Origin of the sequence: Pseudomonas sp. D3 (assembly GCF_029320995.1) — a bacterium.
GTDB lineage: Bacteria > Pseudomonadota > Gammaproteobacteria > Pseudomonadales > Pseudomonadaceae > Aquipseudomonas > Aquipseudomonas paraveronii.
The window spans coordinates 3,513,287-3,537,606 of record NZ_CP119772.1; the positions used below are offsets into that span (position 1 = coordinate 3,513,287).

The window sequence follows — 24,320 nt, forward strand, 5'->3', positions numbered from 1 at the left end:
TCCAATCAATCACAGCCACAGGAGTTACGTATTTGCAGGGTCGGCTCCAGACGCACACTCCGGGTCGGGGCGGCGGGCGCAGCCATGCGCTGCAGTAACAGGTTGACCGCCTGAACGCCGAGCGCCTGGACCGGCTGGGCGATCAACGTCAGGCGCGGCACAAAGAAATCCGCCCAATCAAAATCATCGAAGCCCACCAGCGCCATCTGCGCCGGCACCTCGATATGCGCATCGCGCAAGGCCTGCATGGCGCCGAGGGTCATCAGGTTGTTGCCGGCCATGATCGCGGTCGGCGGCGCTGCCAGGCCGAGTAACTGCACCGTGGCCTGGCGTGCCGGCTCGGTGTTGGAGCCCCCGTTGACCAACAGCTGCGGATCAAACGCCAGCCCCGCAGTGTGCAATGCCGCGCGGTAACCGGCGACCCGTTCATCCGTGGTGCTGAACCCCGCGCGCCCGGCGATGAAGCCGATTCGACGATGCCCATGGGCGATCAGGTGGGCGATCAGCGCTTGGGTCGGCTGGGTATTCGCCACCCCGACCTGATCGAATTGCTCACTCATCATCCGATCCACCAGCACCGCCGGAATCTCGCTGGCGCGCAGATACTCCAGGGCCAGCGAGCCGTTCGAGGGCGCCAACACAATGCCGTCGACGCGCCGATGATGCAGCGCCGTGACCACCCGCAGCTCCTGCTCCGGGTCATCGTGGGTATCGACGAACAGCATCATGTAGCCGTGCTTGGCGCACTCGGTTTCGATCGCGTGCACGGTTTCGCTGAAGTAGTGGTTGGACAGCGCCGAGATCGCCACGCCAATCGTGCTGGTGCTCGACCGCGCCAGCGAACGCGCCAGGGTGTTGGGGATATAACCCAGTTCCTGGATCGCGCGCTGCACCGCCTGCACCGTGGCCGGGCTGACCTTGCGGGTGCCGTTCAACACATGGGACACCGTTGACGTCGACACCCCCGCTCTGCTTGCGACGTCATCCATGGTGACCACGGCGCTGTTCCCCTCAGTGACTCAGTGTTTACTCGACCAACCGCTGTACGTCGCGACGGTGTCGCGGGTGATCAGTTTTGGCGTGAGCAGCGTAACCGTTTCGGCGGGCGCCTTGTCGTTGAGAAGGTCATTACCGATGTTCACCGCCGTCTGCGCCATGGCCCATGGGTCCTGGCTGGACGACGCCTGGATCTGGGTGTCGGTCTTCAGCGCATGCTCGATGTCCGGTGCGCCATCCACCGAGGTGATAATGATACCGCCGCGTTTAAGCTGCTTGGCCGCCAAGTCGCTGCCGATGGCCTGGGGGTCGTTGATCGCGAACAGACCGTCGATTTTTGCAAACCGCGTGAGGTAGCCCTGCATCACGTTCAGTCCGCCTTCTCGCGAGCCTTTGCCGTCCTGGTCATCGGACAGCACCTTGATCTGCGGCGCAGCGGCCAAGGCGGCCTTGCAACCTTTGACGCGGTCGGTCACGGCGGTCACTTGCGGGCCGTTCTGGATAATCACGTTGCCTTTGCCCGCGAGCTTGTCCACCAGGAATTGGCAAGCCAGTTTGCCGGCTTCGACGTTGTCGGTCTGCACGGTCGCGTTGACCCCCTTGGCGTCCACATCCACCGCCACGACGATAATGCCGGCGTCGCGGGCTTTCTTGATCGCCGAGGCCATGGCGGACGGGTCGACGGCGTTGATCAGAATCAGGTCGACCTTGGACGAGATGAAGTTGTCGATCTGCGAAAACTGCTTGCTCAAGTCATAGTCGGCCGACACCGACGTGACCTTGACGCTGGGGTTCAGCTCCTTGGCACGAGCCGTGGCGCCGTCGGCCAGGGTCACGAAATACGGGTTGCCCAACGAGCCCATGCTGATGCCCAGGGCCTTCAATTCACGCGCTTCCACGGCCTGGGACATCAGGGCAGCCAAGGCAATGACGGGAAAGATGTGTTTTAGGTTCATGCGGGTCTCTCTTGTGATTGTTGTAGGAGTGAACTCAGGTCCGCGCACCGGACTGGCGATAGCGATCCAGCGCCACCGCGCCGATGATCACGATGCCCTTGATGATGTACTGCCAGATATCCGAGACGCCCAGCAGCACCAGGCCATTGGTCAGTACCGCAATGATCAGTGCGCCGATCAGCGTGCCGCCGATGGTGCCGACGCCGCCGGTAAAGCTGGTGCCGCCGAGGATCACTGCGGCGATCGCATCCAGTTCGTAGGATTGCCCCAGTTGCAGGCCATTGGCGGCGAACAGGCGTGAAGCACTCATCACGGCGCCCAGCCCGGCCAACGCACCGGACATCGCGTAGACAAACAGCAGCACCTTCCACACCTTGATCCCGGAGAGCCGCGCCGCTTCCGGGTTGCCGCCCACCGAATAGATCTGCACGCCCATCACCGTGCGGCGCAGGATGAACCACGACAGCGCCACCACCGCCACCGCGATAACCACCAGCCACGGCACGCCGAGGATCGAGTCGTTGCCGATAAAGGCAAACGGCAGGTCGGGGTTGAACACGGTTTTATCGTCGGCCAGCAAACGTGCGAGGCCGCGCATGGCGGTCAGCGCGCCGAGGGTGACGATAAACGGCGGCAAGCGCATGAACGCGATCAACCCGCCGTTGACCAGGCCCAGCAACAGACCAAAGCCAATCCCGGCGGCAATCCCGAACATGCCGAACTGCGGCGACATCGAGGCCTGCAACGCCACCACGGCCGACGCCGCGAGGATCGCGCCGACGGACAGGTCGATGCCGGCGGTCAGGATCACAAAGGTCATGCCCGCCGCCAGCACCACGTTGACCGAGGCCTGTTGCGTGATGATCGACAGGTTCTGCACCGTCAGGAAGTTTTCACTGGCCAGGGCAAAGCCCACCAGCAACAGGACCAGCACCGGCAGCATGCCGACGCTGCGCATCAGTTCCCGGACGCGCTCGGCCTTGCCGATGACGGGGAGGGTCATTGTGTTGTTCGAATCAGCCATGGGCAGCCACCTGATCGCCACCGGTGGCGAGGTCAATAATACGTTCCTGGGAAATGACGTGGCCCGAAGCCCCGCCGACTTCGGCCACCAACTGGCCTTCGCGCATGATCAGCACGCGGTCGCAGGTGCCGATGATTTCCGGCAACTCGCTGGAAATCACCACGATGCCCACGCCGGCCTGCGCCAGTTGATTGATGATGCGGTAGATCTCGGATTTGGAGCCGATGTCCACGCCACGCGTGGGTTCATCGAGGATCAGCACGTGCGGCTTGACCTCCAGCAACCGCGCCAGCAAGACCTTTTGCTGATTGCCGCCAGACAACGCGCCGACGTTGACCTTGCCGGACGCCACGCGAATCGATAGCGACTTGATCGCGTCATTCGAGCGCTGCGCAGCATGCCCGCGATTGAGCACGCCACCGGCATGCGCGTCCGGCACACAGGCACAGACATTGATGTTGTCGGCCACGCTCATGTCCAGGAACAGGCCCTGGGCCTTGCGGTCTTCGGTGAGGTACACCACGCCGGCGCGAATCGCGTCGGCCGGGGTGCGCAGTTGCGTAACCGTCTTGCCCACCACTTCCAGGGTGCCGGCGGTACGCGGGTCGGCGCCGAAGATCAGCCGCGCCAGTTCAGTGCGCCCTGCCCCCACCAGGCCTGCGATGCCCAGCACTTCGCCGGCGTGCAGGTCGAAGCTGCAGTTGCGCACGCGTTTGCCGTCGGCCATGTCGCGCACGCGCATCACCACCGCGCCGGGGTCATAGGCCGCGTGCTCCTTCTTGTAGAAACCGGAGAGGTCGCGGCCCACCATCATCTTCACCAGCACCTCAGCCGACAGCGCGTCGCGGGTCAGTTCGCCGATGTACTGGCCGTCGCGCAGCACCGAAACCCGGTCCGACAGTTCGTAGATCTCGGCCATGCGATGGCTGATATAGATGATCGCCAGGCCCTGGCCGCGCAACTGTTTGATCAGCGCGAACAGGCGGTCGGTCTCACGCGACGAGAGCGGCGTGGTGGGCTCGTCCATGACCAGGATCTTGGCGTGGGCATGCAGGGCGCGGGCGATTTCGACTAACTGGCGCTCGGCAATCGACAGGCTGCTGACCCGCGTCGCCGCCGTGAACTCGGCGCCCAGGCGTTGCAGCACCTCCACGCAACCGGCCAGCATGCCCTGGCGGTCGATGGTCCAGCCACGGCGCAGTTCACGGCCCAGGTAGATGTTCTCGGCCACGCTCAGGTTCGGGCACAGGCTCAGTTCCTGGTAAATCACGGCGATGCCGAGGGCTTTGGCGGTGGCGGGATCGAACGTTGCGACAGGCTGGCCGGCAATGCGGATGGTGCCGCCCGGGTCGGCCTGGTAAGCGCCGGAGAGGATTTTCATCAGGGTGGATTTGCCGGCGCCGTTCTCCCCCATCAAGGCGTGGATTTCGCCGGGGTAGACTTTCAGGCCGACATTCTTGAGCACACGCAAACCGTTGAAGGTTTTGCTGATGCCCTGCATCTCAAGCAAGGGTTCGAGGCTCATGAATGAGCTCCTGATTTTATTATTTTTGTATTCGCGCTCCTTGGATCAGAGCCGATTTCCACCGACTCTAATCAGATACATTTACTTACGCAAGCGCTTGCGCAGCCCGTTTGTCGCCTGATGAAACGTTTCATCAAGCTAGTTGGCCGCGATCTCAGCGTTCGTAGCGTTTAGGCAGCATGCGCACCAAGGTGTTGTCCCGCACCCAGTAGTGATGGAACAACCCGGCGGCGGCGTGCAGGCCGATCAGCCAATACCCGGCGCTGCCCAACCATTCATGCCAGTGCTTGAACTGCCTGGCCAGGTCCGGGTCCGCCGCGACCAGGGTCGGCAAGGAAAACTCGAAATACGGTATCGGCTTGCCCGCGGCGTTGAGCATCAGCCAGGCCAGCAGCGGCGTGACGATCATCAGGCCGTACAGCGCCAGGTGCATCAGGTGCGACGCCCCCGTCTGCCAGGCTGGCGGGCGCGGCACGATCGGTGGACGCGGCATCAGGCGCCCGAGCAGGCGCAGCCACACCAGCAGGAAAATCGCAATACCGAACAGCGCGTGGGCGCCGAGGAACAGCCCCTTGAGTGCGTGCCCGCGAGGCAACAGACCTTTGATTTCAATGCAACCGTATACGCCGACAAACAACGCCAGCATCAACCAGTGCAGAATCATCGACAGCCTTGCATAGCGCGGTGTCATCAGGTTTTCGGTCATAGAAAAGGAACCTTGTGCTGGGGGTGGGGCCGGACCCGGCCTTGATAAAGTCGCGGTCACCCTGCCCGGCTAGCCTTAAGACAATCTGAAGATCGCTGAAACGATCATTTTCACCACCTTCAGACTTCGTTAAGAAATGCCTTCGATACTCCTCCCAACTTCACTTGGGAGGCATAACGCCAATGCCCGGTATTGATTGGAAGATTCCCTTGCCCCTGTTGTTCGGGCAAGCCGACAGTGCGCCGCTGTCCCTTGCCCGCGCCCTGCCCCAAGACCCTCAACGCCCGGCCTTCGAGGCCTTCATCCAACAGCGCTTTCGCATTGCCCACGGTGCCGATATCCGTCATTTCATGCCGCAGCTGTTTGGCGTCAGCCAGGCCAACGGTCAACTGTGTGCCGTCGCCGGTGTGCGCCTGGCGAGCGACGAGCCGCTGTTCCTGGAGCGATACCTGGACCATCCGATCGATCCGCTGATCAGCGCCGCCGCCGAGCAACCGGTAGACCGCCGGGCCATCGCCGAAGTCGGCAACCTGGCTGCCAGCGACACCGGCAGTGCGCGCCTGAGCATCATCGCCATCACCTGGTTGCTGGCCATGGCCGGCCTGGAGTGGGTGGCGTTCACCGGCAATATCGGCCTGGTCAACAGTTTCCATCGCCTCGGTTTGAAGCCCGTCACCCTGTGCGCCGCCGACCCGCAGCGCCTGGGCGATGAGCGCCATCACTGGGGCAGTTATTACGAAAGCCAACCCTGGGTGCATGTCGGCAATATCCGCGCCGGCTTCACCCATCTGCGCAACATGGGCCTGTTCTCGCGCCTGGGGTTGCCTACCACAATTGAGGACGCCAGCCATGTCGCCTGAAACCCGCCGTTTCCACGCTGTTCTTCGCGGCTATGCCGAGCGCAATGACGGCACCGTCGCCCTGTGGGGAGACACCTTGAAGATGGATTACACTGCGCTGTTCGCCGAGGTGACCTATCGACAGGAACGCCTGCGCGATGAAGGCGTGAAGGTGGTGGCCCTGGCCCTGGACAATGGCGTCGAGGCCATGCTGTGGGACCTGGCGATCCTGTTCGAAGGCTTGACCTGCCTGACCCTGCCGCCGTTCTTCAGCCCGACCCAGCGCGCCCACTGCCTGGAACAGAGCCACGCCGAGCGCGTGATCGCCGAACCGTACCTGGACGCCCAATTGCACGCCGGCGGTTACCGCAAAACCGGCGATTTTTGGTGCCGCGCGTTCGAAGGTCGCCCTTCGATGCCCCTGGGCACGGCCAAAGTGACCTTTACCTCGGGCACCACCGGCACGCCCAAAGGCGTGTGCCTGAGCACCGACAGCGTGCTGCGGGTGGCCCGCGAGTTGTACCAGGCCAGCCACACCAGCGACCCGCGTCATCACCTGGCATTATTGCCACTTGCCATCCTGCTCGAGAACCTGGGGTGCTACGCCGCGCTGTATGCCGGCGCCACCTTGAGCTTGCCCAGCCAAAAGAGCCTGGGCATCCAGGGCGCCAGTGCGGTGGACGCTGCGCAATTGCTCGGCTGCCTGGCGGTGCGCCAGCCCCACAGCCTGATCCTGGTGCCGCAGTTGCTGTTGATGCTGGTGGTCGCCGCCGAGCAGAAGGCGTTCAGCCCGCAAGGCCTGCGCTTTGCTGCCGTGGGCGGTGCGCGGGTCTCCAAGACTTTACTGCTAAGGGCGCAGCAACTGGGCGTGCCGGTGTTCGAAGGTTACGGGCTCTCTGAGTGCGCCTCGGTGGTGTGCCTCAATCGTCCCGGTGCACAGCGGCCAGGCAGTGTCGGCCAGCCGTTGCCGCATGTTGAGATCCGCCTCGCCGAGGACGGCGAAGTGCTGATCAAGGGCTCGGCCTTGCTCGGTTACCTGGGCCAGACCGAACAGCCCGAACAATGGTGGCCCAGCGGCGACCTGGGCGCGTTCGATGACGACGGTTTTCTCTACCTCAAAGGCCGCAAGAAGCATCAATTCGTCACCAGTTACGGGCGCAACGTCAACCCGGACTGGGTCGAGGCCGAACTGACCCAGGGCGGCGCCATCGCCCAGGCCTTTGTCTACGGCGAGGCCCTGCCGGAGAACCATGCGCTGCTGTGGCCGCATCGTGCCGACTGCACCGATGCCCAACTGGCCGCCGCCGTGGCCCTGGCCAACAGCGGCCTGCCCGACTACGCGCAGGTGCATCGCTGGACGCGCCTGGAAGAACCGTTTACCGCCGCCAATGGCTTGCTCACCGCCAATGGTCGGCCACGGCGTGACGCCATCGTCGCGCGCTATCAATCCCGCCTTGCCCCTGCACTCAACGAGGAAACTTCATCGTGAACTTTTTTGACACGTTGCAAGACGCTACCCAACAGGAACGCCAGGCACTGTTCAGCCTGCCAATCATCCGTGATGCACTGGAAGGCAAAGTCAGCCTGGAAAGCTACCGTGAGTTCCTGGCCCAGGCCTACTACCACGTGCGACACACCGTGCCGTTGATGATGGCCTGCGGTGCGCGCCTGCCCTCGCGCCTGGAGTGGCTGCGCAAGGCGGTCGGCGAGTACATCGAGGATGAATACGGCCATGAGCAATGGGTGCTCGATGACATCGCGGCCTGTGGCGGCGACCGAGACGCGGTCCGTGACGGCCGCCCCGGCTTGCCCATCGAGTTGATGGTCAGCTACCTCTATGACCTGATCGCCCGTGACAACCCCGTCGGCCTGTTTGGCATGGTCAATGTGCTCGAAGGCACCAGCATCGCCCTGGCCACCCACGCGGCCGGCAGCATCCGTGACCGCCTGCAGTTGCCGGAGACGGCGTTCAGCTACCTGAGCTCCCACGGTGCCCTGGACATCGGACACATGGAGACGTATCGCCGCTTGATGAACAGCCTGGACGACCCCGCCGACCAGGCCGCCGTGATCCATTCATCCAAGGTGGTGTATGCCCTCTACACCGACATGTTCCGCAACCTGTCGCGTATCGGGGAGGCTCCCCATGCAACTGTCTGACGCCCGTGTGGTGCTGACCGGCGCCAGCGGTGGCATTGGCCTGGCGATCGCCACCGCGCTGTGCGCCAGTGGTGCACACGTGCTGGCCGTGGCGCGTCATCGCGCACCGCTGGAAGCCTTGTTGGCCCAGTACCCGGAGCAACTGTGCTGGGTGGGTGCCGACCTGACCTTCCTCAACGACCGGCGCAAGGTGCTGGCCGCCGCTGAAGCCATCGGCGGCGTCAACCTGCTGATCAACGCTGCCGGCGTCAACCACTTCGCCATGCTGGAACAGCTGGACGACAACGAAATCAACGGCATGCTCGCGTTGAACATCACCGCGCCGATCTGCCTGACCAAGCTGCTGCTGCCCATGCTCAAGCACGCCGCGAGCGCGATGGTGGTGAACGTCGGCTCGACTTACGGTTCGATCGGTTACCCCGGCTATGCCACCTACTGCGCCACCAAGTTCGCCTTGCGCGGGTTTTCCGAAGCCTTGCGCCGGGAACTGGCCGACACCCGCGTCGGTGTGTTGTATGTCGCGCCGCGCGCCACCCAAACCCGCATGAACAGCCCGGCGGCGCAGGCCTTGAACGATGCGCTCAAGTCCAACGTCGACGAACCGCACAGCGTCGCCGCCGCCGTGATCAAAGCGATTGCCAACGACCGCCGCGATCTTTACCTGGGCTGGCCGGAGCGCTTCTTTGTGCGCCTCAACAGCCTGCTGCCGAATCTGGTCGACCGTGGTTTGCGTAAACAACTGCCACTGGTACGCCGCCTGAGCGATAAACCCGTTAAAAAGGATCTGAACCAATGAAACGCCTCTTCGCCGCGCTGCTGCTCACCGCCCTGAGCCCGCTCACCTGGGCGCTGGACGCCGCCGACCAGCAACGTCTGACCGATATCCAGACGCGCTGGGCGCACATTCAATACAACCTGCCCGAGGAACAGCGCCCCCAAGCCTTTGAGCAGCTCGCCTCCCAGGCGACGGCCTTCACCCAGGCGCGGCCTCAAGCAGCCGAGGCCTGGATTTGGTCCGGGATTGTCAGCAGCAGTTGGGCCGGTGCCCAGGGTGGGCTTGGCGCGTTGAGCAAGGTCAAGGCGGCCAAGGTCGACCTGGAAAAAGCCCTCGCCCTCGACCCCAAGGCCCTGCAAGGTTCTGCCTATACCAGCCTGGCCGCACTGTATGATCGGGTGCCTGGCTGGCCGATCGGCTTTGGGGATGCCGACAAGGCTGAACCGTTACTCAAGCAGGCCTTGCAACTGAACCCGACGGGCATAGATAGTCTGTACTTCTGGGGTGATCACCTGTACCGGCAAAAACGCTACGGCGAAGCCCGTGATGCCCTGCAAAAAGCGCTGCTCGCCGCCCCACGACCTGGCCGGGAAACGGCCGATGCCGGACGGCGCAAAGAGATCGAAAGCGTGCTCGCCGACATCAACAAAAAACTCAACTGACAGGAGTCCCCATGCGCCTATTACTGATCGAGGATGACGAGGCATTGGGTGAAGGTATTCACCAGGCGCTGGTACGTGAGGGCTACACCGTTGACTGGCTCAAAGATGGCAGCAGTGCATTGCATGCACTGCTCAGCGAAACCTTTGACGTGGCGGTGCTCGACCTCGGGCTACCGCGCATGGATGGGCTGGAGGTGCTGCGCCGCCTGCGTGACAGCGGCTCGAACTTGCCGGTGCTGATCCTCACGGCGCGAGACGCCACCGAAGACCGTATCGCCGGGCTCGACGCCGGTGCCGACGATTACCTGATCAAACCCTTCGACCTGGCCGAGCTCAAGGCGCGCCTGCGCGCGTTGCTGCGCCGCAGTGCTGGCCGTGCGCGGGTCATGATCGAGCACGCGGGCGTCTGCCTGGACCCGAGCACGCAACAAGTCAGCTATCACGGCGAACCGGTGCTGCTCACCCCCAAGGAGTACCAACTGCTGCACGAACTGCTGTCGCCACCTGGCCGCGTCATGACCCGTGACCAGTTGATGCAGTTGCTCTACGGCTGGAACGAAGAAGCTGAAAGCAACACCCTGGAGGTGCATATCCATCACCTGCGCAAGAAATTCTCCAGCGAGCTGATCCGCACCGTTCGCGGCGTCGGCTACCTGGTGGAGGAGCGCGGATGACTTCTATTCGGCGGCGTACCCTGACCCTGATCATTGGCCTGCTGCTCGCCGGGCTGCTGCTGATCAGCGTGCTCAATCTGCATGACAGCAACCACGAAATCGCCGAAGTCTATGACGCACAACTGGCACAGAACGCCCGGCTGCTCCAGGGCGTGATGAGCATGCCGCTGGCCAGCCAAGACCAGGAAGACCTGTACCGTGCCTTCAACAAAGCCTTGGGCGCAGCTGTGCCCAAGGTGGATGGGCACCCCTATGAAAGCAAAGTCGCCTTCCAGGTGTGGAACACCAAGGGCGAACTGCTGGTGTTTACCGCCAGCGCACCCTCATTTGTCCCGGCGCCCAGCCAGCCGGGCTTCAGCAACGTCAGCGACCTGAATGGCCGTCAATGGCGCGGCTTCGTACTCAAGGACAAGGACAACGGCCTGCGGATCTGGGTGGGCGAGCGCGACGATGTGCGCACCGACCTGGTGCAGCGCATCGTGCGGCATACGTTGTGGCCCAACGTACTGGGTAGCCTGATTCTCGCCGCGATGGTCTGGCTGGCAATCGGCTGGGGTCTAAAGCCCCTGGCCGATATGGCCGCCACCCTGCGCGCGCGGCATTCCGGCTCCCTCGAACCGATGCAATTGACCCCGCTGCCCACGGAGCTTGAGCCGATGCAGGCGGCGCTGAACCGCATGCTCGCGCAGATCCAGGAAATGCTCGGCCGCGAGCGACGCTTCATTGCCGATGCCGCCCATGAAATGCGCACGCCACTGGCGGTATTGCGCGTGCATGCCCAGAACCTGCTGGAAGCCGGCACCGAAACCGAACGCCGCGAATCCCTGGCCTTTCTGATCGCCGGCGTCGACCGCAGCAGCCGTCTGGTCAACCAATTGCTGACCATGGCGCGCCTGGAACCCAGCGCCGTGCAACCGTCGATACAGGCCGTCGACCTGGCGACCACGGTGCGCGAAACCCTGATTCAATTGACGCCATGGCTGCTGAGCAAAGGCCTCGAACTGGTATTCGACGTCGAGGATGGTCCGTACCCGGTAAATACCGATGCCGCCGCAATCAATATCGCCCTGACCAACCTGGTGACCAACGCCGCGAACTTCTCCCCGGATCAGGGCGTGATCACCGTGGGCTTGCGCAAAAACGCCGAGCGTTTCGCCCTCACCGTCGACGATCAAGGCCCCGGCATCGACGAGACCGAGCGCGAACGGCTGTTCGAGCGTTTCTACAGCCGTGGCAATGCCCACGGTGCAGGCCTGGGCCTGACCATCGTGCAAACCATCGCCCAGCGCCTGGGAGGCCAGGTGCGCCTGGAAAACCTGGCGACCGGCGGCCTGCGGGCGACCCTGGAAATCCCCGGTTGACGGGACGTTAGCCGGCTAATGTGCCAGCCCTAGGGTCTGCGTCATCTAGAGGTGTCTTCAGGGCGTGATCGCGACTTTCATCACACCGTCGCGCTGATGGGCAAACAGCTCATAGGCTGCCTCGATATCGTCGAGTTTGAAACGGTGCGTGACCAGCGGCGACAGATCCACCCCGCCGCTGGCAACCACGGCCATCAAGCGACGCATGCGCTCCTTGCCACCGGGGCATAGGGTCGACACGATGCTGTAGTCCCCCAGTCCGGCGCCAAATGCATCATAGGGAATGCGCAGGTCGCTGGAGTACACACCCAGGCTCGATACCCGGCCCCCTGGACGCAGTACGCGCAATGCCGACTCGAATGTACCTTGGGTGCCCAAGGCCTCGATGGCCACGTCGACCCCTCGGCCATCGGTCAGCGCCAGGATCTGCTCGACCACATCGCCTTTCTTGAAGTCGACGATATGGGTAGCCCCCAGGCCGCGGGCGACGCTCATGCGCTCGCTGACGCCATCGACGCCGATGATCATCGACGCGCCTTTGAGCCGTGCGCCTGCCACCGCGCACAGGCCGATCGGCCCGAGGGCGAATACCACGACGGTATCGCCGATGCTCACCTCGCCGCGCTCGGCACCGGAAAAGCCGGTGGACATGATGTCCGGACACATCAGCACCTGTTCGTCGCTCAGGCCATCGGGGATCGGGCACAGGTTGGCCAGCGCATCGGGGACCAGCACGTATTCGGCCTGGCAGCCGTCGAGGGTATTGCCGAACTTCCAGCCGCCTGCTGCGCGAAAGCCATGGCGGGTGTCGGGGCCGTCCTGGGAACCGCACCCGCACAGGCAGGCATAACTTTGCCCGCTGGGCGTGATGGCGCCCGCGATGACGCGCTGGCCCTCAACGAAACCGCGCACCTGGGAACCCAGCCGCTCGATCACGCCCACCGGTTCGTGGCCCACGGTCAGCCCTTTGGCCACCGGGTACTCACCGCGCAGGATATGCACGTCGGTACCGCAGATGGTCGTGGTGGTGATGCGCACCAAGGCATCCAGTGGGCCGACTTCGGGGATGGGTTTGTCGTCGAGGACGATGCGGTTTTTTTCAACGAAGACAGCTGCTCTCATGGTTGCCATGGTGTGACCTCCTGCGCCTAAAAAAGCCTGAATGGCCCCCAGACTGCACCGCGACGACGCCGCGCAAGTTGATAATGATCAACAATCCCCCAATTGATCGCGGCACCCGACCGGATGTCGCTGACATTGCCTGGGCTCAAGGCGACTTGATGCAAGTCAAACCGGCGCCGGCGCCCGGCGCCATGATCTGAGGCAAGCATCACTGCCCGATGCTACCTGCTGGTTACCCGAGGGAGATTGCCCATGTCTGCTCAAGCACGTTACTTGTTGCTGGTTTCGCCGTTGATGGAACACAGCCCCGCCTTCGACCGGGCCGCCGCCCTGGCCAAGGCTGAAGGCGCCGCGCTGCACATCCTCGCCTTCGACTATCTGGAGGGCCTGGCCACCGCCGGGCTGGTCAACGAGCAAGCCCTGGAACAGATGCGTATTGGCTACGTTGAGCGCCATCACCAGTGGCTGGAAGATCAGGCCAGACCCTTGCGCAAGCTCGGCCTGACCGTCACCACCGAAGTGGCCTGGGTGGAGAGCCCGCTACAGGAACTCCTGATTCGTCTAAAAGAAGAGCCTATGGCCTTGGTGATCAAGGCACTGGAGCACGAGTCACTGTTATCGCGCTTGATATTTACGCCGTTGGACGTCCACCTGATTCGCGAATGCCCGGTGCCACTGCATTTTGTCAGCGGGGCCCAGCACGCGTTACCGCGCAAGATCGTAGCGGCCGTCGACCCGTTCCATCACGACGAGCATTACGACAGCCTTAACGACCGCATCCTGCATGAAGCTGTCAAATTGGCGACAGCGTGTGATGCCGAGGTAGAAGTGATCTACGCCCATGACTTGTCCGATCTGGGGGCCCAGGAGTATGGGTTTGGTAGCGGCGCCGGGTTCTTCTCTTCTGTGGCCGCCAAACGGCTGTTCGACGAACAGGGCAAGGCCTTCAATGACCTGGCCGCACGCAACGGTATTCCGCCAGCACAGCGCCATATGATCCTGGGTAACCCGGCGAAAGTGCTCTCCAGCTATGCCGATGCCTATAACGTCGATGTGATCGTCATGGGCCGGGTCGGTCATCGCGGCCTGTCACGCCTGCTCGGCAGTACCGCCGAAACGCTGCTGTATAAAATGCCATGCAGCGTCTGGATGGTTAAACCGGAAGTGCTCGACTGAACGATCATCGGATCGCACACGCGATAGTTGGCACGCCCTCGCTGTAGCACTCGCAGCGAGGGGCATGCAAAAAGCATCCATTTTGCGACGGCGGCGCTAGACTCATTGCACTCGAAAGCGATCAACGGCTCAATTATATAAAACGTGCATCTATCTTTCTCCGATGTTTGGATGTTTAGTAAAGGGAATATAGGTGTGCAAGAGGCTTGTGTAATGAAGTCAACACCCCGTCTTGTACACGTCCAACATTTAAAAACAACCTGCGCCAGTTGCAGCGTTTTGGAGCTGTGCTTGCCCATAGGCCTGACCGACCTCGAAGTAGGTCGCCTGGACACCCTGATTCCACAACGTCTCAAAGTGAAAAAAGGCGCTTCGCTGTATCGCGCCGCCGATCCGTTGCGCTCGCTCTACGCCGTGCGTACCGGGTTTTTCAAGACCTGCATACTGTCCATGGACGGCCGTGAACAAGTCACCGGTTTTCAGATGGCCGGGGAAATGCTCGGCCTCGACGCCATCAGCGCCGACGCCCATGCCTGCAATGCCATTGCTCTGGAAGACAGCGAGGTGTGCCCTCTGCACTTCAATCAACTTGAGCGACTGGCCGGTCAAATACCGTCATTGCAACATAACTTGAACAAAATCATGAGCCGCGAAATAGTGCGTGATCACGGCATGCTATTGCAGATGGGCAATATGAACGCCGATGAGCGGCTTTGTGCATTTGTATTGAATCTATCGATGCGGATGAGTACGCGTGGCTATTCACCGCGATCATTTGTATTGCGCATGAGACGTGAAGAAATTGGCTCTTACCTGGGCCTGCGACTGGAGACGGTGTGCCGCAGTATTGCGCAGTTGCGCAAACTGGGCCTGGTGCATATCAGCGCACGCAATGTCGAGATTCTCGACATGCCGAAACTCAAGACGTTTATCGCCGGCTGTCATCGCCATGGTGCCGAGTAACAGGGCTTCATCTGATCCAAATCAGATTGACCGGTGAGCAAAGGCGTAGAACCGACGCAACAGGGCGCTGTTCCTGGCGCCCCAACACGGAGGTTTTACCATGCCCACCATTGCAGAGCACAACCGGCAAGCCGCTCCCGCCTATGCGGCCGTCCCGCACGAACACTGGATCGAAGCGCTTGATGACGGCCGCCATGTGTTGATCCGTCCGTTGAGGACCGACGACCGGGAACGCGAATATAACTTCATCAAGGGTTTGTCCCGAGAGTCCCGGCACGCGCGCTTCCTCGGTGAAATCAACGAGCCCGGCAAGACCCTGCTTGATCAATTGATGGACGTCGACAATCAGCAACGTGTGGCATTCATTGCTCTGGTGCATGAGAACGGCAAGCTGATCGAGATCGGCGTCGCGCGGTATGCCGCAGCCAAGGAGCATGAATGTGAATGCGCGGTCACCGTGGCTGACCCTTGGCAGCACCTGGGGCTAGGGCGCATTTTGATGCAGCACCTGATGACCGCCGCGCGAAAAAACGGCTTCACGTTGATGTACACGGTTGATGAAGCGACCAACGCCCCGTTACGTGAACTGAACCATGCCTTGGGCTTCCACACCGTAACCGACCCCGATGACGCTACCCAGGTGATCAGCAGCGTGGTGCTTTGAGCATCACAGCACGGTAAAAGGGCGGCCAGCCGCCCTAATGCCTGTCAGCTAAGGGAGAACACTGTCACTCAACGTCCTCCGCTTCATCCGGGTCCTTGAGCGGCACTTATGCATCATCCATCAGCGACCCCGGGTCTTCGTTGCCGGGGTCGTTAAGCTCTTCTTCCTGATCTTCTTCCTGATCTGCTGACATGACCGCCTCCTCTAACCACCTTGGGTTGTGTACGCATAGGCCAGCTCCTTTGAAAAACGCAGCCTGCATAAAGATAAGGTTCTGTGTGGGCCGTTAAAGTTCCTATGAATGTTAAGCGCCTGGATTATCCACCTGGATGTAAAACGCATAGGCGCCGAGCAGCACCCAGAACACCATGAATAGCCACGGCGCGCGCATGGAAAACAGCAGGGACTTGCGATAGCCCTTGTGGGATGACTCCATCTCGGAAAACAGCGGCGATTCGTCGTAGGCCATGCCCATCAGCGGCTCGCTGCGCAACAGTTCGCTCTGCTTGTAGTGCCAGTGATCGATGATCTCGTAAGCGGCACGAATCCCCGGCCAGGCATTCAGGGAACTGAGAATGCCGAGCAAGGCCAGGAACGCCGGCACCACCAGGGTGAACAGCTTGCCCCATTCCGGGTTGAGGTTGCCCATGCCGGACACGAAGGCAATCACCAGGAACGACTGCGCCGTGAGATACGCATCCGTGCGGTTGGCCAGAATCGAGGTTTCGTACTGGATTTCGCGGCGATAGAAGTCCAGGCGGTCCTTGGGGGAGCCGAAGATCTTCGCGTTGTGTTCACTGTGGTCGGTCAGGTTCGATTCCGGGGTGTCGGGTGAAATGATTCTGGGCACATCAGTGCTCCCTACGGGGCTGAACCCTTTGGAAAACGGTGGCTGGGGTGAAGTTCAAGTTTGCTCGTGCACGGTTCTAGTGCGCAAACCGCTCCATTGTGGTGAGTGAGCTTGCTCGCGCTGGAGTGCGCAGCGCTCCCGTCTTTTGGGGCCGCTACGCAGCCCAGCGCGAGCAAGCTCGCTCGCCACAAGGGAATAGAGACGCTTTGCCGGTTTCGGCACAGGCATTGCTTAATCCATTCATCGTTCACCTGCCATGCCCAGATACAGGAGCATTCGTTACCCCCCGACCCAGAGCCGACCCCATAAGAAAGTAAGGACCTGGCCCGATGGCACCCTGCGCCACGGGCTCATAAAAATGCGTTTTTCAAAGCGGCAGTGCCCCCCGCGCTTCCCTCGGCACTGACAAGGTACTGGAATGGCTCAATCTTTCTTTGATGAAATGAATGACGCACACGGCGTGTGCCGTGCGCACTATCAGGATTTCTCCCGCTGGCTGGCCAATACGCCGCCGGAACTGCTGGCCCAGCGTCGCCGCGAAGCCGACCTGTTGTTCCACCGCGCCGGGATCACCTTCACCTTGTATGGCGACGAGCAGGACACCGAGCGCCTGATCCCCTTCGACATCATCCCCCGCAGCATCCCCGCCAGTGAATGGAGCGTCATCGAGCGCGGCTGTATCCAGCGCGTCAATGCGCTGAACATGTTCCTTGCCGATATCTACCACGACCAGCGCATCATCAAGGCCGGGATCATTCCGGCGGACCAGGTGCTAGGCAACGAGGGTTACCAGAAGGCCATGGTCGGCCTCGACCTGCACCGCGACATCTACTCGCATATTTCCGGAGTGGACCTGGTACGCGATGGCGACGGCACCTACTACGTGCTCGAAGACAACCTGCGCACCCCCAGCGGCGTGAGCTACATGCTCGAAGACCGCAAAATGATGATGCGCCTGTTCCCCGAAGTATTCGCCAAGCAGCGCATCGCGCCGGTAGACCACTACCCCAACCTGCTGTTGAAAACCCTGAAAAGCGCCAGCCGCCTGGACAACCCCAATGTGGTGGTGCTGACGCCGGGGCGCTTTAACAGCGCATTTTTCGAGCATGCGTTCCTGGCCCGGGAAATGGGCGTGGAGTTGGTGGAAGGCGCCGACCTGTTCGTGCATGACCTCAAGGTGTTCATGCGCACCACCGACGGTCCCAAGGCCGTGGACGTGATCTACCGCCGTATCGACGACGCGTTCCTCGACCCGCTGGCGTTCAACCCGGAGTCGATGCTCGGCGTGCCCGGCCTGGTCGCGGCCTACTGCGCCGGCAACGTGGTGCTGGCCAACGCCATCGGCACCGGCGTCGCGGACGACAAGTCGATCTACCCTTACGTGCCGGAAATGATCCGTTTCTACCTGGACGAAGAGCCGATCTTGCAAAACGTGCCGACGTTCCAGTGCCGCAAGCCCGATGAGCTGTCCCACGTACTGGCCCACCTGCCGGAATTGGTGGTCAAGGAAACCCAGGGCTCCGGTGGCTACGGCATGCTGGTCGGTCCCGCATCCACGGCGGCCGAGATCGAGGACTTCCGCCAACGCATCAAGGCGCGTCCCCACGCCTATATCGCCCAACCGACCCTGAGCCTGTCCACCTGCCCGACGTTTGTCGAAAACGGTATCGCCCCCCGGCATATCGACCTGCGCCCGTTCGTGCTGTCCGGTAAGGAAACCCGCCTGGTACCCGGTGGCCTCACACGGGTGGCGTTGCGCGAAGGCTCGTTGATCGTCAACTCGTCGCAAGGCGGCGGAACCAAGGACACCTGGGTGGTGGAGGGCTGAGTATGTTGAGTAGAACCGCCGCAGATCTGTACTGGATGTCCCGTTACCTGGAGCGTGCCGAGAACCTGGCGCGCATGCTCGAAGTCAGCTATTCGCTGTCATTGATGCCCCAGGCCGGGCACAGCGATGGCCTCGACGAACTGGCGATGTCGCTGCTCAGCAGCGGCACCCTGGATAACTACCTGGAGCGCCACGGCCAACTGGATGCCGAACGCATGTTGCACTTCTTCGCCCTCGACGAAGAAAACCCCGCCAGCATCTACAACTGCCTGCGCGCCGCGCGGGGCAACGCCCATGCCGTGCGCGGGCGTATCACCGCCGACATGTGGGAAAACCTCAACGCCACCTGGCTGGAAATGCGCAGCATCGCCGCCGGCGGGCTGGCGCGGCATGGCATCAGCCACTTCTGTGATTGGGTCAAGCAGCGTTCACACCTGTTTCGCGGGGCGACGTCGGGCACCATCATGCGCAACGATGCCTATCGGTTCATTCGCTTGGGCACCTTTGTCGAGCGCGCCGACAACACCTTGCGTCTGCTGGATGCGCGCTACGAGATGTTCGGCGAGGAATCGGAGGAAGTCAGCGACTTGTCGGCGCGCGGTTATTACCAGTGGAGCGCCCTGCTCCGCGCGCTGTCGTCATTCGAGGCGTACACGGAACTGTATCCGAATGCGTTGAATGCGCGCTCGGTCTCGGAGTTGCTGTTGTTGCGCAGTGATGTGCCGCGCTCGTTGCATGCCTGCATTGAGGAACTGAGCCATATTTTGGCGGATTTGCCGGGCAGTTATGGACGCACCGCGCAGCGCTTGGCCGCCGAGTTCGAAGCGCGGCTGCGCTATACCGGGATCGACGAAATCCTCGAAGAAGGCTTGCACAGCCGCCTGACGGAATTCATCGACACTGTGCGCGAGTTAGCGCGGGCGATTCACAGCTCGTATCTGGAGGTGGTTTAGACATCGAGGTGCGCGCCCTTTCGCTCGCGGTATTCCCGAGGGGAGCAGTTCATCAGGCGCTTGAAGGCACTGCTGAACGCACTGTCCGACTGATACCCGAGTGACTGGCCGATACGGGACACGCTGCTGCCCGAAGTGCTCAAGGCCTGTACTGCCAGGTGCATGCGCCAGCGAGTCAGATACTCCTGGGGCGCCATCCCGACCCGCTGCTTGAAGTGCAGGGCAAAGGTCGAACGGGACTGGCTCGCGACACCGGCCATGTCGCTCAAGGTCCAGCGGCGTGCCGGTGCGGCGTGTATTTGCTGCAGTACCGGTGCCAACCGCGGATCGTTCAACGCCGCCAACCATCCCGTGGTGCTGGCGCCCATGGATGCCTGATAGAGGCGCAGGATCTGCACCAGCATCATCTGCGCCAGATGCTCGGTCATCAACGCCGCGCCTTGCATCGGGCTGGCATATTCCCGAGCCAAGCGCTCCAGGCACCAGCGCAAAACGCTGGCCTGCTCGGACCTGGCGCTGATGCGCACCACCGGCGGCAACCCCTCCAGCAAGAGCCGGGCGTCGTCACCGTAGCTAAAACGCCCGCCTATCAGGAACAGATCAACAGTTTCACCCAGACGGGCAATACCCCCCACCGCGTCACGGTACACCTCGCGCGCATCAACGCCCTCCCGCGCCAGGTTGCTGGACAACCTCCAGGGACGGTTTTGCGTCAACAAAAAGCAATCGCCCTCGCTCAAGGGGATCGGCACCGGCATGCCCTCCACTTCCAGCCAACACTTTCCCTCCACCACAGCGTTGAACTTGATGCCCTCCGGCGGCGGAAAATCCAGGGCCCAATCGCCGCCAGCCTTGAGGCCTGCGAAATAGGCACGATGGCTCTTTAACAGTGCCACCACCTCGGACAGGCTATCCATAAAAAATCTCCGGACGATCGCGATAGAAAAACGGACTTTAGGCCGTTTCGCGTCCGGCCTCTAGGGGAGAACATAGCCGCCCCTCATGGAGAGCGCCCTATGATCCATACACAAAGCCCTATCGAGAGTGGATTCGACGGCACGACAACCGCTTTGCAAGCGTTGGCGGGTAAAGATTTGCACGGTATGACTGCCATCGTCACCGGAGGTTATTCAGGCATTGGCCTGGAAGCCGTGCGCGTATTGGCAGGCGCAGGCGTCACGCTTTAGTCGCTATCGCCCACCACCGTGGCAACAGCTGCCGCACCCGCGCTTCGCCGAACCGATCATCGATCAACATCACCACGCCGGTGTCCTGCTGGCTGCGGATCACCCGCCCCGCCGCCTGCACGACTTTCTGAATGCCCGGGTACAAGTAGGTGTAGTCGTAGCCGGAGCCGAAGATCGCGCCCATGCGCTGCTTCATGTGTTCGTTGACCGGGTTCAGTTGCGGCAGCCCCAGCGTGGCGATGAACGCGCCGATCAAGCGCGCGCCGGGCAGGTCGATGCCTTCGCCAAACGCGCCGCCCAGTACCGCAAAGCCAACGCCCTGGCTGTGTTCGGTGAACTGCTCGAGAAAGGCCTGGCGCTCGGTTTCGACCATACCGCGTGACTGCTGCCAGAGTGCGATGTGCGGGTGTCGCTCGGCGAGTAACAGCGCCACTTGTTGCAGATAATCGAAACTGCTGAAGAACGCCAGGTAATTACCCGGTTGGCGGGCGAACTGCTCGGCGATCAATTCTACGATGGGTTCCAGTGAGGCCTGGCGATGCACGAACCGGGTGGAGACCTCATCGACAATGCGCACCCGCAATTGCGCGGCATTGAACGGTGATTCCACATCGACCCAGGCGGTGTCCGCCGGCAGGCCCAGCAGGTCGGCGTAGTAGTGACGCGGGCTCAGCGTGGCGGAAAACAACACGCTGCTGCGTGCCGCCGTCAATCGCGGGCGGATGAATTCGGCGGGCACCACATTGCGCAGGCACAACGTGGAGCCGCTGCGCTTGCCGCGCAGTTGGCGCAGGCTGATATCAAAGATGAAATGTTCGTTGAACAGCTCGGCGACCTTGGCAAATTGCAGTGCTTCAAAATAGAAGGCTTGCAGATCGCCGGTGAGTGCCTCGGGGTGGTCGTTGAAGTAGTCACCCATGGCGCTGGCGCAAAGGCTCAGGGCCTGGAGCAGTTTGTCGGGTTTGGCCGCGTAGGCTTGATAAGGCGCGAGCTGGTCCTTGTGCAAGGCGTTCCACTCACGATTCAGGCGCTGCAAGGGCTTCTTCAACGGCTCAGGCGCCATATCGCGCACGGTCTTGAGGGCGTACTGATCAAGGCTTGCGCTGTACATCGAACGGGCGCGCTCCACCAGGTTGTGGGCTTCGTCCACCAGCACCGCGACGCGCCACTGGTTGAGTTGGGCCAGCCCGAACAACAGCGCGCCAAAGTCGAAATAGTAGTTGTAGTCGGCGACCACCAGGTCGGTCCAACGGGCCATTTCCTGGCTCAGGTAATACGGACAGACGCCGTGCTCCAGGGCGACCTCGCGCAGGTTGCGCTGGTCGAGCAGGCGCACCTTGGCGGCAGCGTTACGCGCGGCGGGCAAGCGGTCGTAGAAACCCTTGGCCAACGGGCAGGATTCGCCGTGGCAGGCCTTGTCCAGGTGTTCGCAGGCCTTGTCCCGCGCCACCAGCTCCAGCACGCGCAGCGGCAACTCGGGACTGCTGGCGTACAGCACGTGTGCGGCGTCGAGGGCCAGTTTGCGGCCCGGGGTCTTGGCGGTGAGGAAAAACACCTTGTCCAATTGCTGGGGGGCCAAGGCCTTGAGCATGGGGAAGATCGTGCCGACGGTTTTGCCAATGCCGGTGGGCGCCTGGGCCATCAGGCAACGTCCGGTGCTGACGGCCTTGTACACCGACTCTGCGAGGGAGCGCTGGCCGGGGCGAAAGTCGCTGTGAGGGAACGTCAGGGTCTGCGCGGCGCGGTTGCGGGCGTCGCGGTGCTGCATCTCCTGGCGCGCCCAACCGAGAAACAATGCGCATTGCTGGTTGAAGAACTGTTGCAGATCGGCGGCCGCAAAGCGCTGGTTCAGCAAGGTTTCGCCCTCGCCAACGATATCGAAATACACCAGCGCCAAATCGATGTGCGCAAGCCCGAGCTTCTGGCACATCAGCCAGCCGTAGACCTTGACCTGGGCCCAGTGCAATAGCCGATGGTTGGCGGGCTGGGCGTCGAGGTCGCCGCGATAGGTCTTCACCTCTTCGAGGCGGTTGCTGTCCGGGTCGTAACCGTCCGCCCTGCCCCGCACCTTGAGCGCTTCGTATTCGCCTTCCAGGGCCACTTCGTTCTGGTAATGCGCACTGCGCCGGGAGGCGACCGTGCGATGACCGGCGATGCCTTCCTGGGCGCTGGGCGACGGTGTAAAGCGCAGGTCAAGGTCGCCGACCTTGGCCGTGAACTCACACAGGGCGCGTACTGCCACGGTGTAACTCAAGCGGGCTGCGCCCAGCGCACATAGCAGACGGTGACCGGCATCTGGTACTCGCCACAGAACTCCAGCCAGCGCAGTTGGTTGTCTTGCAGGCGATCGCCAGGGCCTTTGACTTCGATCATGCGGTAGGTTTTCCGGGCGGGCCAGAACTGGATCAGGTCCGGCATACCGGCGCGGTTGGCGCGGATGTCCAGCAGCAGCCGCTCGAACCAGTAGTGCAAGTGTTCGGCGGGCAAGCACGCCAAGGCCTGCTCCAGCAGCTCTTCACTGAGCAGGTTCCAGAAGACAAAGGGTGACTGGATGCCCCACTTGTCCACGTAGCGTTGGCGGATGGTGTTTTTGTAGCGTTCATCGCGCAGTTGCTCGAAACAGGCGGCGAACAGTGACGCACGGCGCTGATGAAAGTCTTCGCTGTGCAGATCCGCCGGCCCGCGCTGGAACGGGTGAAAGAATGCCCCCGGCAGCGGCGCGAAGATCGCCTCCCAGCACAACAGGCCGAACAGCGAATTGATCAGGCCGTTTTCGACGTAGTACACCGGCGCATCGGGCTCGCTCAGATGGGCCTGCACGCAATACTCCACCGACATCAAGGGTTCCGGCAGTGGCAGCGCCAGGTCCAGGCGCGTGACTTCGCGCGGCTTGACCTTGGGCAAGGCCGGCGCGCCCAATTTGCGCCGCAGGCGTGGCAACACACGCAGCAGGTGTTGCTGCTCGGTGGGACTTTCCGGTGCCTCTTGGGCGGCGCATGCCAGGGCCATGGCCTGGGCGTAGTCTTCCTGGCGCTCCAGCACGCGAATCAAGCGTGAGCGTGCGCCAGGATAAGCACAGGCGCGGTAAATCTGCTCGGCCAGCGCCAACTCGGCACTGCGCTCGCAATACTGGCCGACCTGGAACAACAGCTTGGCCCGGCGTTTTTCCAGCCATGGGTTGTCGGTCTGCAAAGTGGCGATCTGCGCCAGCACACTGTGCAGCGCCTGTGCGGACTCAAAGGCTTGCTGGCACTGGTGCAGGAACAGAAACCCCAGCACATCATCGCGGCTGCGCAAACCACGGGACTCGGCACAAAACTCGACCTTTTCGTAGGTGTAGATACCCAGGTCCGCGAGCACGAACTCCGACCAGTCCTGATGCAGGTTGCCGAAGAACAACAACCGTAGGCGATCACACAAGTCCATCACGGTGAGGCTGTAGAGCTCGTCATCCAGCTCGGGGCACCAGTGCGCAAAGCGGCGCTGCTCAGTGAACTGCGGCGCCAACTGCTCAAGCCAATCGGTCTTCTTACCCTTGGGCTGGTCGATCCATGGCTGGAACGCGCCCAGCACCTCGCCCTTTTGCAGCAACCCAAACAGTTCGTCAAAACCCAGCAGGCACTGATCATCGATCCAACCCAATGCCTTCAACGGGTGCGCCGCAGCATGCGGGCAGCCGATCTCCAGATAATTGAGCTTACCCGCCCGAAAATGCACGCCCTTGCGCATCACCATGCGCACCAGCAATGCCTGGGACGCCTGCGGCAACCTGTCAAATTGCTGAATGAAATGCACTTCGTCAGCATCGAGCAAATCGGCATAGCGTTGCCCCAGCCAATCGAGCACCTGGCGGAAGTTATGCAGGTAATACAGGGGGTCTTCGAGGGGGTCGGCCATGG

23 protein-coding genes are annotated in these 24,320 nt (G+C 62.1%); 13 read left to right on the forward strand and 10 right to left on the reverse strand.

Going from position 1 to position 24,320, the window contains the following annotated elements; genetic code table 11:
* Positions 1 to 5: 5 nt before the first annotated feature.
* The 5 genes from P3S72_RS15945 to P3S72_RS15965 all read right to left on the reverse strand — a co-directional run bounded on the left by P3S72_RS15945 (position 6) and on the right by P3S72_RS15965 (position 5,207).
* Positions 6 to 998, reverse strand: a complete 993-nt coding sequence (locus P3S72_RS15945; protein ID WP_276193044.1) for a LacI family DNA-binding transcriptional regulator — start codon at positions 996 to 998, stop codon at positions 6 to 8.
* Between the two features lie 21 nt (positions 999 to 1,019).
* Positions 1,020 to 1,952, reverse strand: a complete 933-nt coding sequence (locus tag P3S72_RS15950; protein WP_276193046.1) for an ABC transporter substrate-binding protein — start codon at positions 1,950 to 1,952, stop codon at positions 1,020 to 1,022.
* A 34-nt stretch (positions 1,953 to 1,986) separates the two neighbouring features.
* On the reverse strand, positions 1,987 to 2,955 hold the full coding sequence (locus P3S72_RS15955; RefSeq protein ID WP_247407449.1) for a ribose ABC transporter permease: 969 nt from the start codon (positions 2,953 to 2,955) through the stop codon (positions 1,987 to 1,989).
* 13 nt (positions 2,956 to 2,968) lie between these two features.
* The gene (locus P3S72_RS15960; RefSeq protein WP_276193047.1) at positions 2,969 to 4,501 is read right to left on the reverse strand and encodes a sugar ABC transporter ATP-binding protein; all 1,533 of its coding nucleotides are present in this window, start codon (positions 4,499 to 4,501) and stop codon (positions 2,969 to 2,971) included.
* A 154-nt stretch (positions 4,502 to 4,655) separates the two neighbouring features.
* A complete protein-coding gene (locus P3S72_RS15965; protein WP_276193048.1) occupies positions 4,656 to 5,207 on the reverse strand; it encodes a cytochrome b in 552 nt (183 codons plus the stop codon).
* A 182-nt stretch (positions 5,208 to 5,389) separates the two neighbouring features.
* On the opposite strand from P3S72_RS15965, the gene P3S72_RS15970 reads away from it, so the two are divergent.
* From P3S72_RS15970 to P3S72_RS16000, 7 genes are read left to right on the forward strand one after another with little or no spacing between them, the layout of a single operon-like run.
* Complete coding sequence (locus tag P3S72_RS15970) at positions 5,390 to 6,067, forward strand: thermostable hemolysin (RefSeq protein WP_276193049.1); 678 nt, start codon at positions 5,390 to 5,392, stop codon at positions 6,065 to 6,067.
* On the forward strand, positions 6,057 to 7,535 hold the full coding sequence (locus P3S72_RS15975; protein WP_276193050.1) for an AMP-binding protein: 1,479 nt from the start codon (positions 6,057 to 6,059) through the stop codon (positions 7,533 to 7,535). The genes P3S72_RS15970 and P3S72_RS15975 overlap by 11 nt, the downstream gene beginning before the upstream one ends.
* Positions 7,532 to 8,206, forward strand: a complete 675-nt coding sequence (locus P3S72_RS15980; RefSeq protein WP_276193051.1) for an iron-containing redox enzyme family protein — start codon at positions 7,532 to 7,534, stop codon at positions 8,204 to 8,206. The genes P3S72_RS15975 and P3S72_RS15980 overlap by 4 nt, the downstream gene beginning before the upstream one ends.
* Positions 8,193 to 9,002, forward strand: a complete 810-nt coding sequence (locus tag P3S72_RS15985) for an SDR family oxidoreductase (protein ID WP_276193052.1) — start codon at positions 8,193 to 8,195, stop codon at positions 9,000 to 9,002. The genes P3S72_RS15980 and P3S72_RS15985 overlap by 14 nt, the downstream gene beginning before the upstream one ends.
* Positions 8,999 to 9,643, forward strand: a complete 645-nt coding sequence (locus P3S72_RS15990; RefSeq protein WP_276193053.1) for a tetratricopeptide repeat protein — start codon at positions 8,999 to 9,001, stop codon at positions 9,641 to 9,643. The genes P3S72_RS15985 and P3S72_RS15990 overlap by 4 nt, the downstream gene beginning before the upstream one ends.
* 11 nt (positions 9,644 to 9,654) lie before the next feature.
* The gene (locus P3S72_RS15995; RefSeq protein ID WP_276193054.1) at positions 9,655 to 10,317 is read left to right on the forward strand and encodes a response regulator; all 663 of its coding nucleotides are present in this window, start codon (positions 9,655 to 9,657) and stop codon (positions 10,315 to 10,317) included.
* On the forward strand, positions 10,314 to 11,678 hold the full coding sequence (locus P3S72_RS16000; RefSeq protein ID WP_276193055.1) for an ATP-binding protein: 1,365 nt from the start codon (positions 10,314 to 10,316) through the stop codon (positions 11,676 to 11,678). The genes P3S72_RS15995 and P3S72_RS16000 overlap by 4 nt, the downstream gene beginning before the upstream one ends.
* Positions 11,679 to 11,735: 57 nt before the next feature.
* Here the strand turns inward: P3S72_RS16000 and P3S72_RS16005 are convergent, their stop codons facing one another.
* The gene (locus P3S72_RS16005) at positions 11,736 to 12,809 is read right to left on the reverse strand and encodes an NAD(P)-dependent alcohol dehydrogenase (RefSeq protein ID WP_276193056.1); all 1,074 of its coding nucleotides are present in this window, start codon (positions 12,807 to 12,809) and stop codon (positions 11,736 to 11,738) included.
* Between the two features lie 243 nt (positions 12,810 to 13,052).
* Between P3S72_RS16005 and P3S72_RS16010 the strand changes: the two genes are divergently transcribed.
* The 3 genes from P3S72_RS16010 (at position 13,053) to P3S72_RS16020 (ending at position 15,603) form a co-directional block, all read left to right on the forward strand.
* Positions 13,053 to 13,976: a universal stress protein gene (locus P3S72_RS16010; protein WP_276193057.1), complete on the forward strand. Its 924-nt coding sequence runs from the start codon at positions 13,053 to 13,055 to the stop codon at positions 13,974 to 13,976.
* A gap of 213 nt (positions 13,977 to 14,189) precedes the next feature.
* Positions 14,190 to 14,939: a helix-turn-helix domain-containing protein gene (locus tag P3S72_RS16015; RefSeq protein WP_276193058.1), complete on the forward strand. Its 750-nt coding sequence runs from the start codon at positions 14,190 to 14,192 to the stop codon at positions 14,937 to 14,939.
* 100 nt (positions 14,940 to 15,039) lie between these two features.
* Positions 15,040 to 15,603, forward strand: a complete 564-nt coding sequence (locus P3S72_RS16020) for a GNAT family N-acetyltransferase (protein WP_276193059.1) — start codon at positions 15,040 to 15,042, stop codon at positions 15,601 to 15,603.
* 304 nt (positions 15,604 to 15,907) lie between these two features.
* On the opposite strand, the gene P3S72_RS16025 is transcribed toward P3S72_RS16020, so the two are convergent.
* Positions 15,908 to 16,453: a hypothetical protein gene (locus P3S72_RS16025; RefSeq protein WP_276193060.1), complete on the reverse strand. Its 546-nt coding sequence runs from the start codon at positions 16,451 to 16,453 to the stop codon at positions 15,908 to 15,910.
* Between the two features lie 418 nt (positions 16,454 to 16,871).
* Between P3S72_RS16025 and P3S72_RS16030 the strand changes: the two genes are divergently transcribed.
* Both P3S72_RS16030 and P3S72_RS16035 read left to right on the forward strand, forming a co-directional pair.
* Complete coding sequence (locus tag P3S72_RS16030; RefSeq protein WP_276193061.1) at positions 16,872 to 18,281, forward strand: circularly permuted type 2 ATP-grasp protein; 1,410 nt, start codon at positions 16,872 to 16,874, stop codon at positions 18,279 to 18,281.
* Positions 18,282 to 18,283: 2 nt separating this feature from the next.
* Positions 18,284 to 19,234 (forward strand): alpha-E domain-containing protein, encoded by a 951-nt coding sequence (locus P3S72_RS16035; protein ID WP_276193062.1) that lies wholly within the window; start codon positions 18,284 to 18,286, stop codon positions 19,232 to 19,234.
* Here P3S72_RS16035 and P3S72_RS16040 read toward each other — a convergent pair.
* Complete coding sequence (locus P3S72_RS16040) at positions 19,231 to 20,151, reverse strand: AraC family transcriptional regulator (RefSeq protein ID WP_276193063.1); 921 nt, start codon at positions 20,149 to 20,151, stop codon at positions 19,231 to 19,233. The two genes, P3S72_RS16035 and P3S72_RS16040, sit on opposite strands and share 4 nt — an antisense overlap.
* Before the next feature lie 99 nt (positions 20,152 to 20,250).
* Here P3S72_RS16040 and P3S72_RS16045 point away from each other — a divergent pair, with 99 nt between their 5' ends.
* A complete protein-coding gene (locus P3S72_RS16045; protein WP_247399924.1) occupies positions 20,251 to 20,421 on the forward strand; it encodes a hypothetical protein in 171 nt (56 codons plus the stop codon).
* Here the strand turns inward: P3S72_RS16045 and P3S72_RS16050 are convergent.
* Positions 20,411 to 22,675 (reverse strand): ATP-dependent DNA helicase, encoded by a 2,265-nt coding sequence (locus tag P3S72_RS16050; protein ID WP_276193064.1) that lies wholly within the window; start codon positions 22,673 to 22,675, stop codon positions 20,411 to 20,413. The two genes, P3S72_RS16045 and P3S72_RS16050, sit on opposite strands and share 11 nt — an antisense overlap.
* Positions 22,672 to 24,318: a VRR-NUC domain-containing protein gene (locus P3S72_RS16055; protein WP_276193065.1), complete on the reverse strand. Its 1,647-nt coding sequence runs from the start codon at positions 24,316 to 24,318 to the stop codon at positions 22,672 to 22,674. The genes P3S72_RS16050 and P3S72_RS16055 overlap by 4 nt, the downstream gene beginning before the upstream one ends.
* Positions 24,319 to 24,320: the final 2 nt, after the last annotated feature.

Excerpts from the sequence above, each read along its gene's own strand:
- P3S72_RS16020 (WP_276193059.1), top strand. The coding sequence starts at position 15,040 with ATGCCCACCATTGCAGAGCACAACCGGCAAGCCGCTCCCGCCTATGCG.
- P3S72_RS16015 (WP_276193058.1), top strand. The coding sequence starts at position 14,190 with ATGAAGTCAACACCCCGTCTTGTACACGTCCAACATTTAAAAACAACC.
- P3S72_RS15950 (WP_276193046.1), bottom strand. The coding sequence starts at position 1,952 with ATGAACCTAAAACACATCTTTCCCGTCATTGCCTTGGCTGCCCTGATG.
- P3S72_RS15995 (WP_276193054.1), top strand. The coding sequence starts at position 9,655 with ATGCGCCTATTACTGATCGAGGATGACGAGGCATTGGGTGAAGGTATT.
- P3S72_RS15955 (WP_247407449.1), bottom strand. The coding sequence starts at position 2,955 with ATGACCCTCCCCGTCATCGGCAAGGCCGAGCGCGTCCGGGAACTGATG.
- P3S72_RS16040 (WP_276193063.1), bottom strand. The coding sequence starts at position 20,151 with ATGGATAGCCTGTCCGAGGTGGTGGCACTGTTAAAGAGCCATCGTGCC.
- P3S72_RS16030 (WP_276193061.1), top strand. The coding sequence starts at position 16,872 with ATGGCTCAATCTTTCTTTGATGAAATGAATGACGCACACGGCGTGTGC.
- P3S72_RS16010 (WP_276193057.1), top strand. The coding sequence starts at position 13,053 with ATGTCTGCTCAAGCACGTTACTTGTTGCTGGTTTCGCCGTTGATGGAA.
- P3S72_RS16035 (WP_276193062.1), top strand. The coding sequence starts at position 18,284 with ATGTTGAGTAGAACCGCCGCAGATCTGTACTGGATGTCCCGTTACCTG.
- P3S72_RS16000 (WP_276193055.1), top strand. The coding sequence starts at position 10,314 with ATGACTTCTATTCGGCGGCGTACCCTGACCCTGATCATTGGCCTGCTG.
- P3S72_RS16045 (WP_247399924.1), top strand. The coding sequence starts at position 20,251 with ATGATCCATACACAAAGCCCTATCGAGAGTGGATTCGACGGCACGACA.
- P3S72_RS15990 (WP_276193053.1), top strand. The coding sequence starts at position 8,999 with ATGAAACGCCTCTTCGCCGCGCTGCTGCTCACCGCCCTGAGCCCGCTC.
- P3S72_RS15965 (WP_276193048.1), bottom strand. The coding sequence starts at position 5,207 with ATGACCGAAAACCTGATGACACCGCGCTATGCAAGGCTGTCGATGATT.
- P3S72_RS15960 (WP_276193047.1), bottom strand. The coding sequence starts at position 4,501 with ATGAGCCTCGAACCCTTGCTTGAGATGCAGGGCATCAGCAAAACCTTC.
- P3S72_RS16005 (WP_276193056.1), bottom strand. The coding sequence starts at position 12,809 with ATGGCAACCATGAGAGCAGCTGTCTTCGTTGAAAAAAACCGCATCGTC.
- P3S72_RS15970 (WP_276193049.1), top strand. The coding sequence starts at position 5,390 with ATGCCCGGTATTGATTGGAAGATTCCCTTGCCCCTGTTGTTCGGGCAA.
- P3S72_RS15985 (WP_276193052.1), top strand. The coding sequence starts at position 8,193 with ATGCAACTGTCTGACGCCCGTGTGGTGCTGACCGGCGCCAGCGGTGGC.
- P3S72_RS16055 (WP_276193065.1), bottom strand. The coding sequence starts at position 24,318 with ATGGCCGACCCCCTCGAAGACCCCCTGTATTACCTGCATAACTTCCGC.
- P3S72_RS15975 (WP_276193050.1), top strand. The coding sequence starts at position 6,057 with ATGTCGCCTGAAACCCGCCGTTTCCACGCTGTTCTTCGCGGCTATGCC.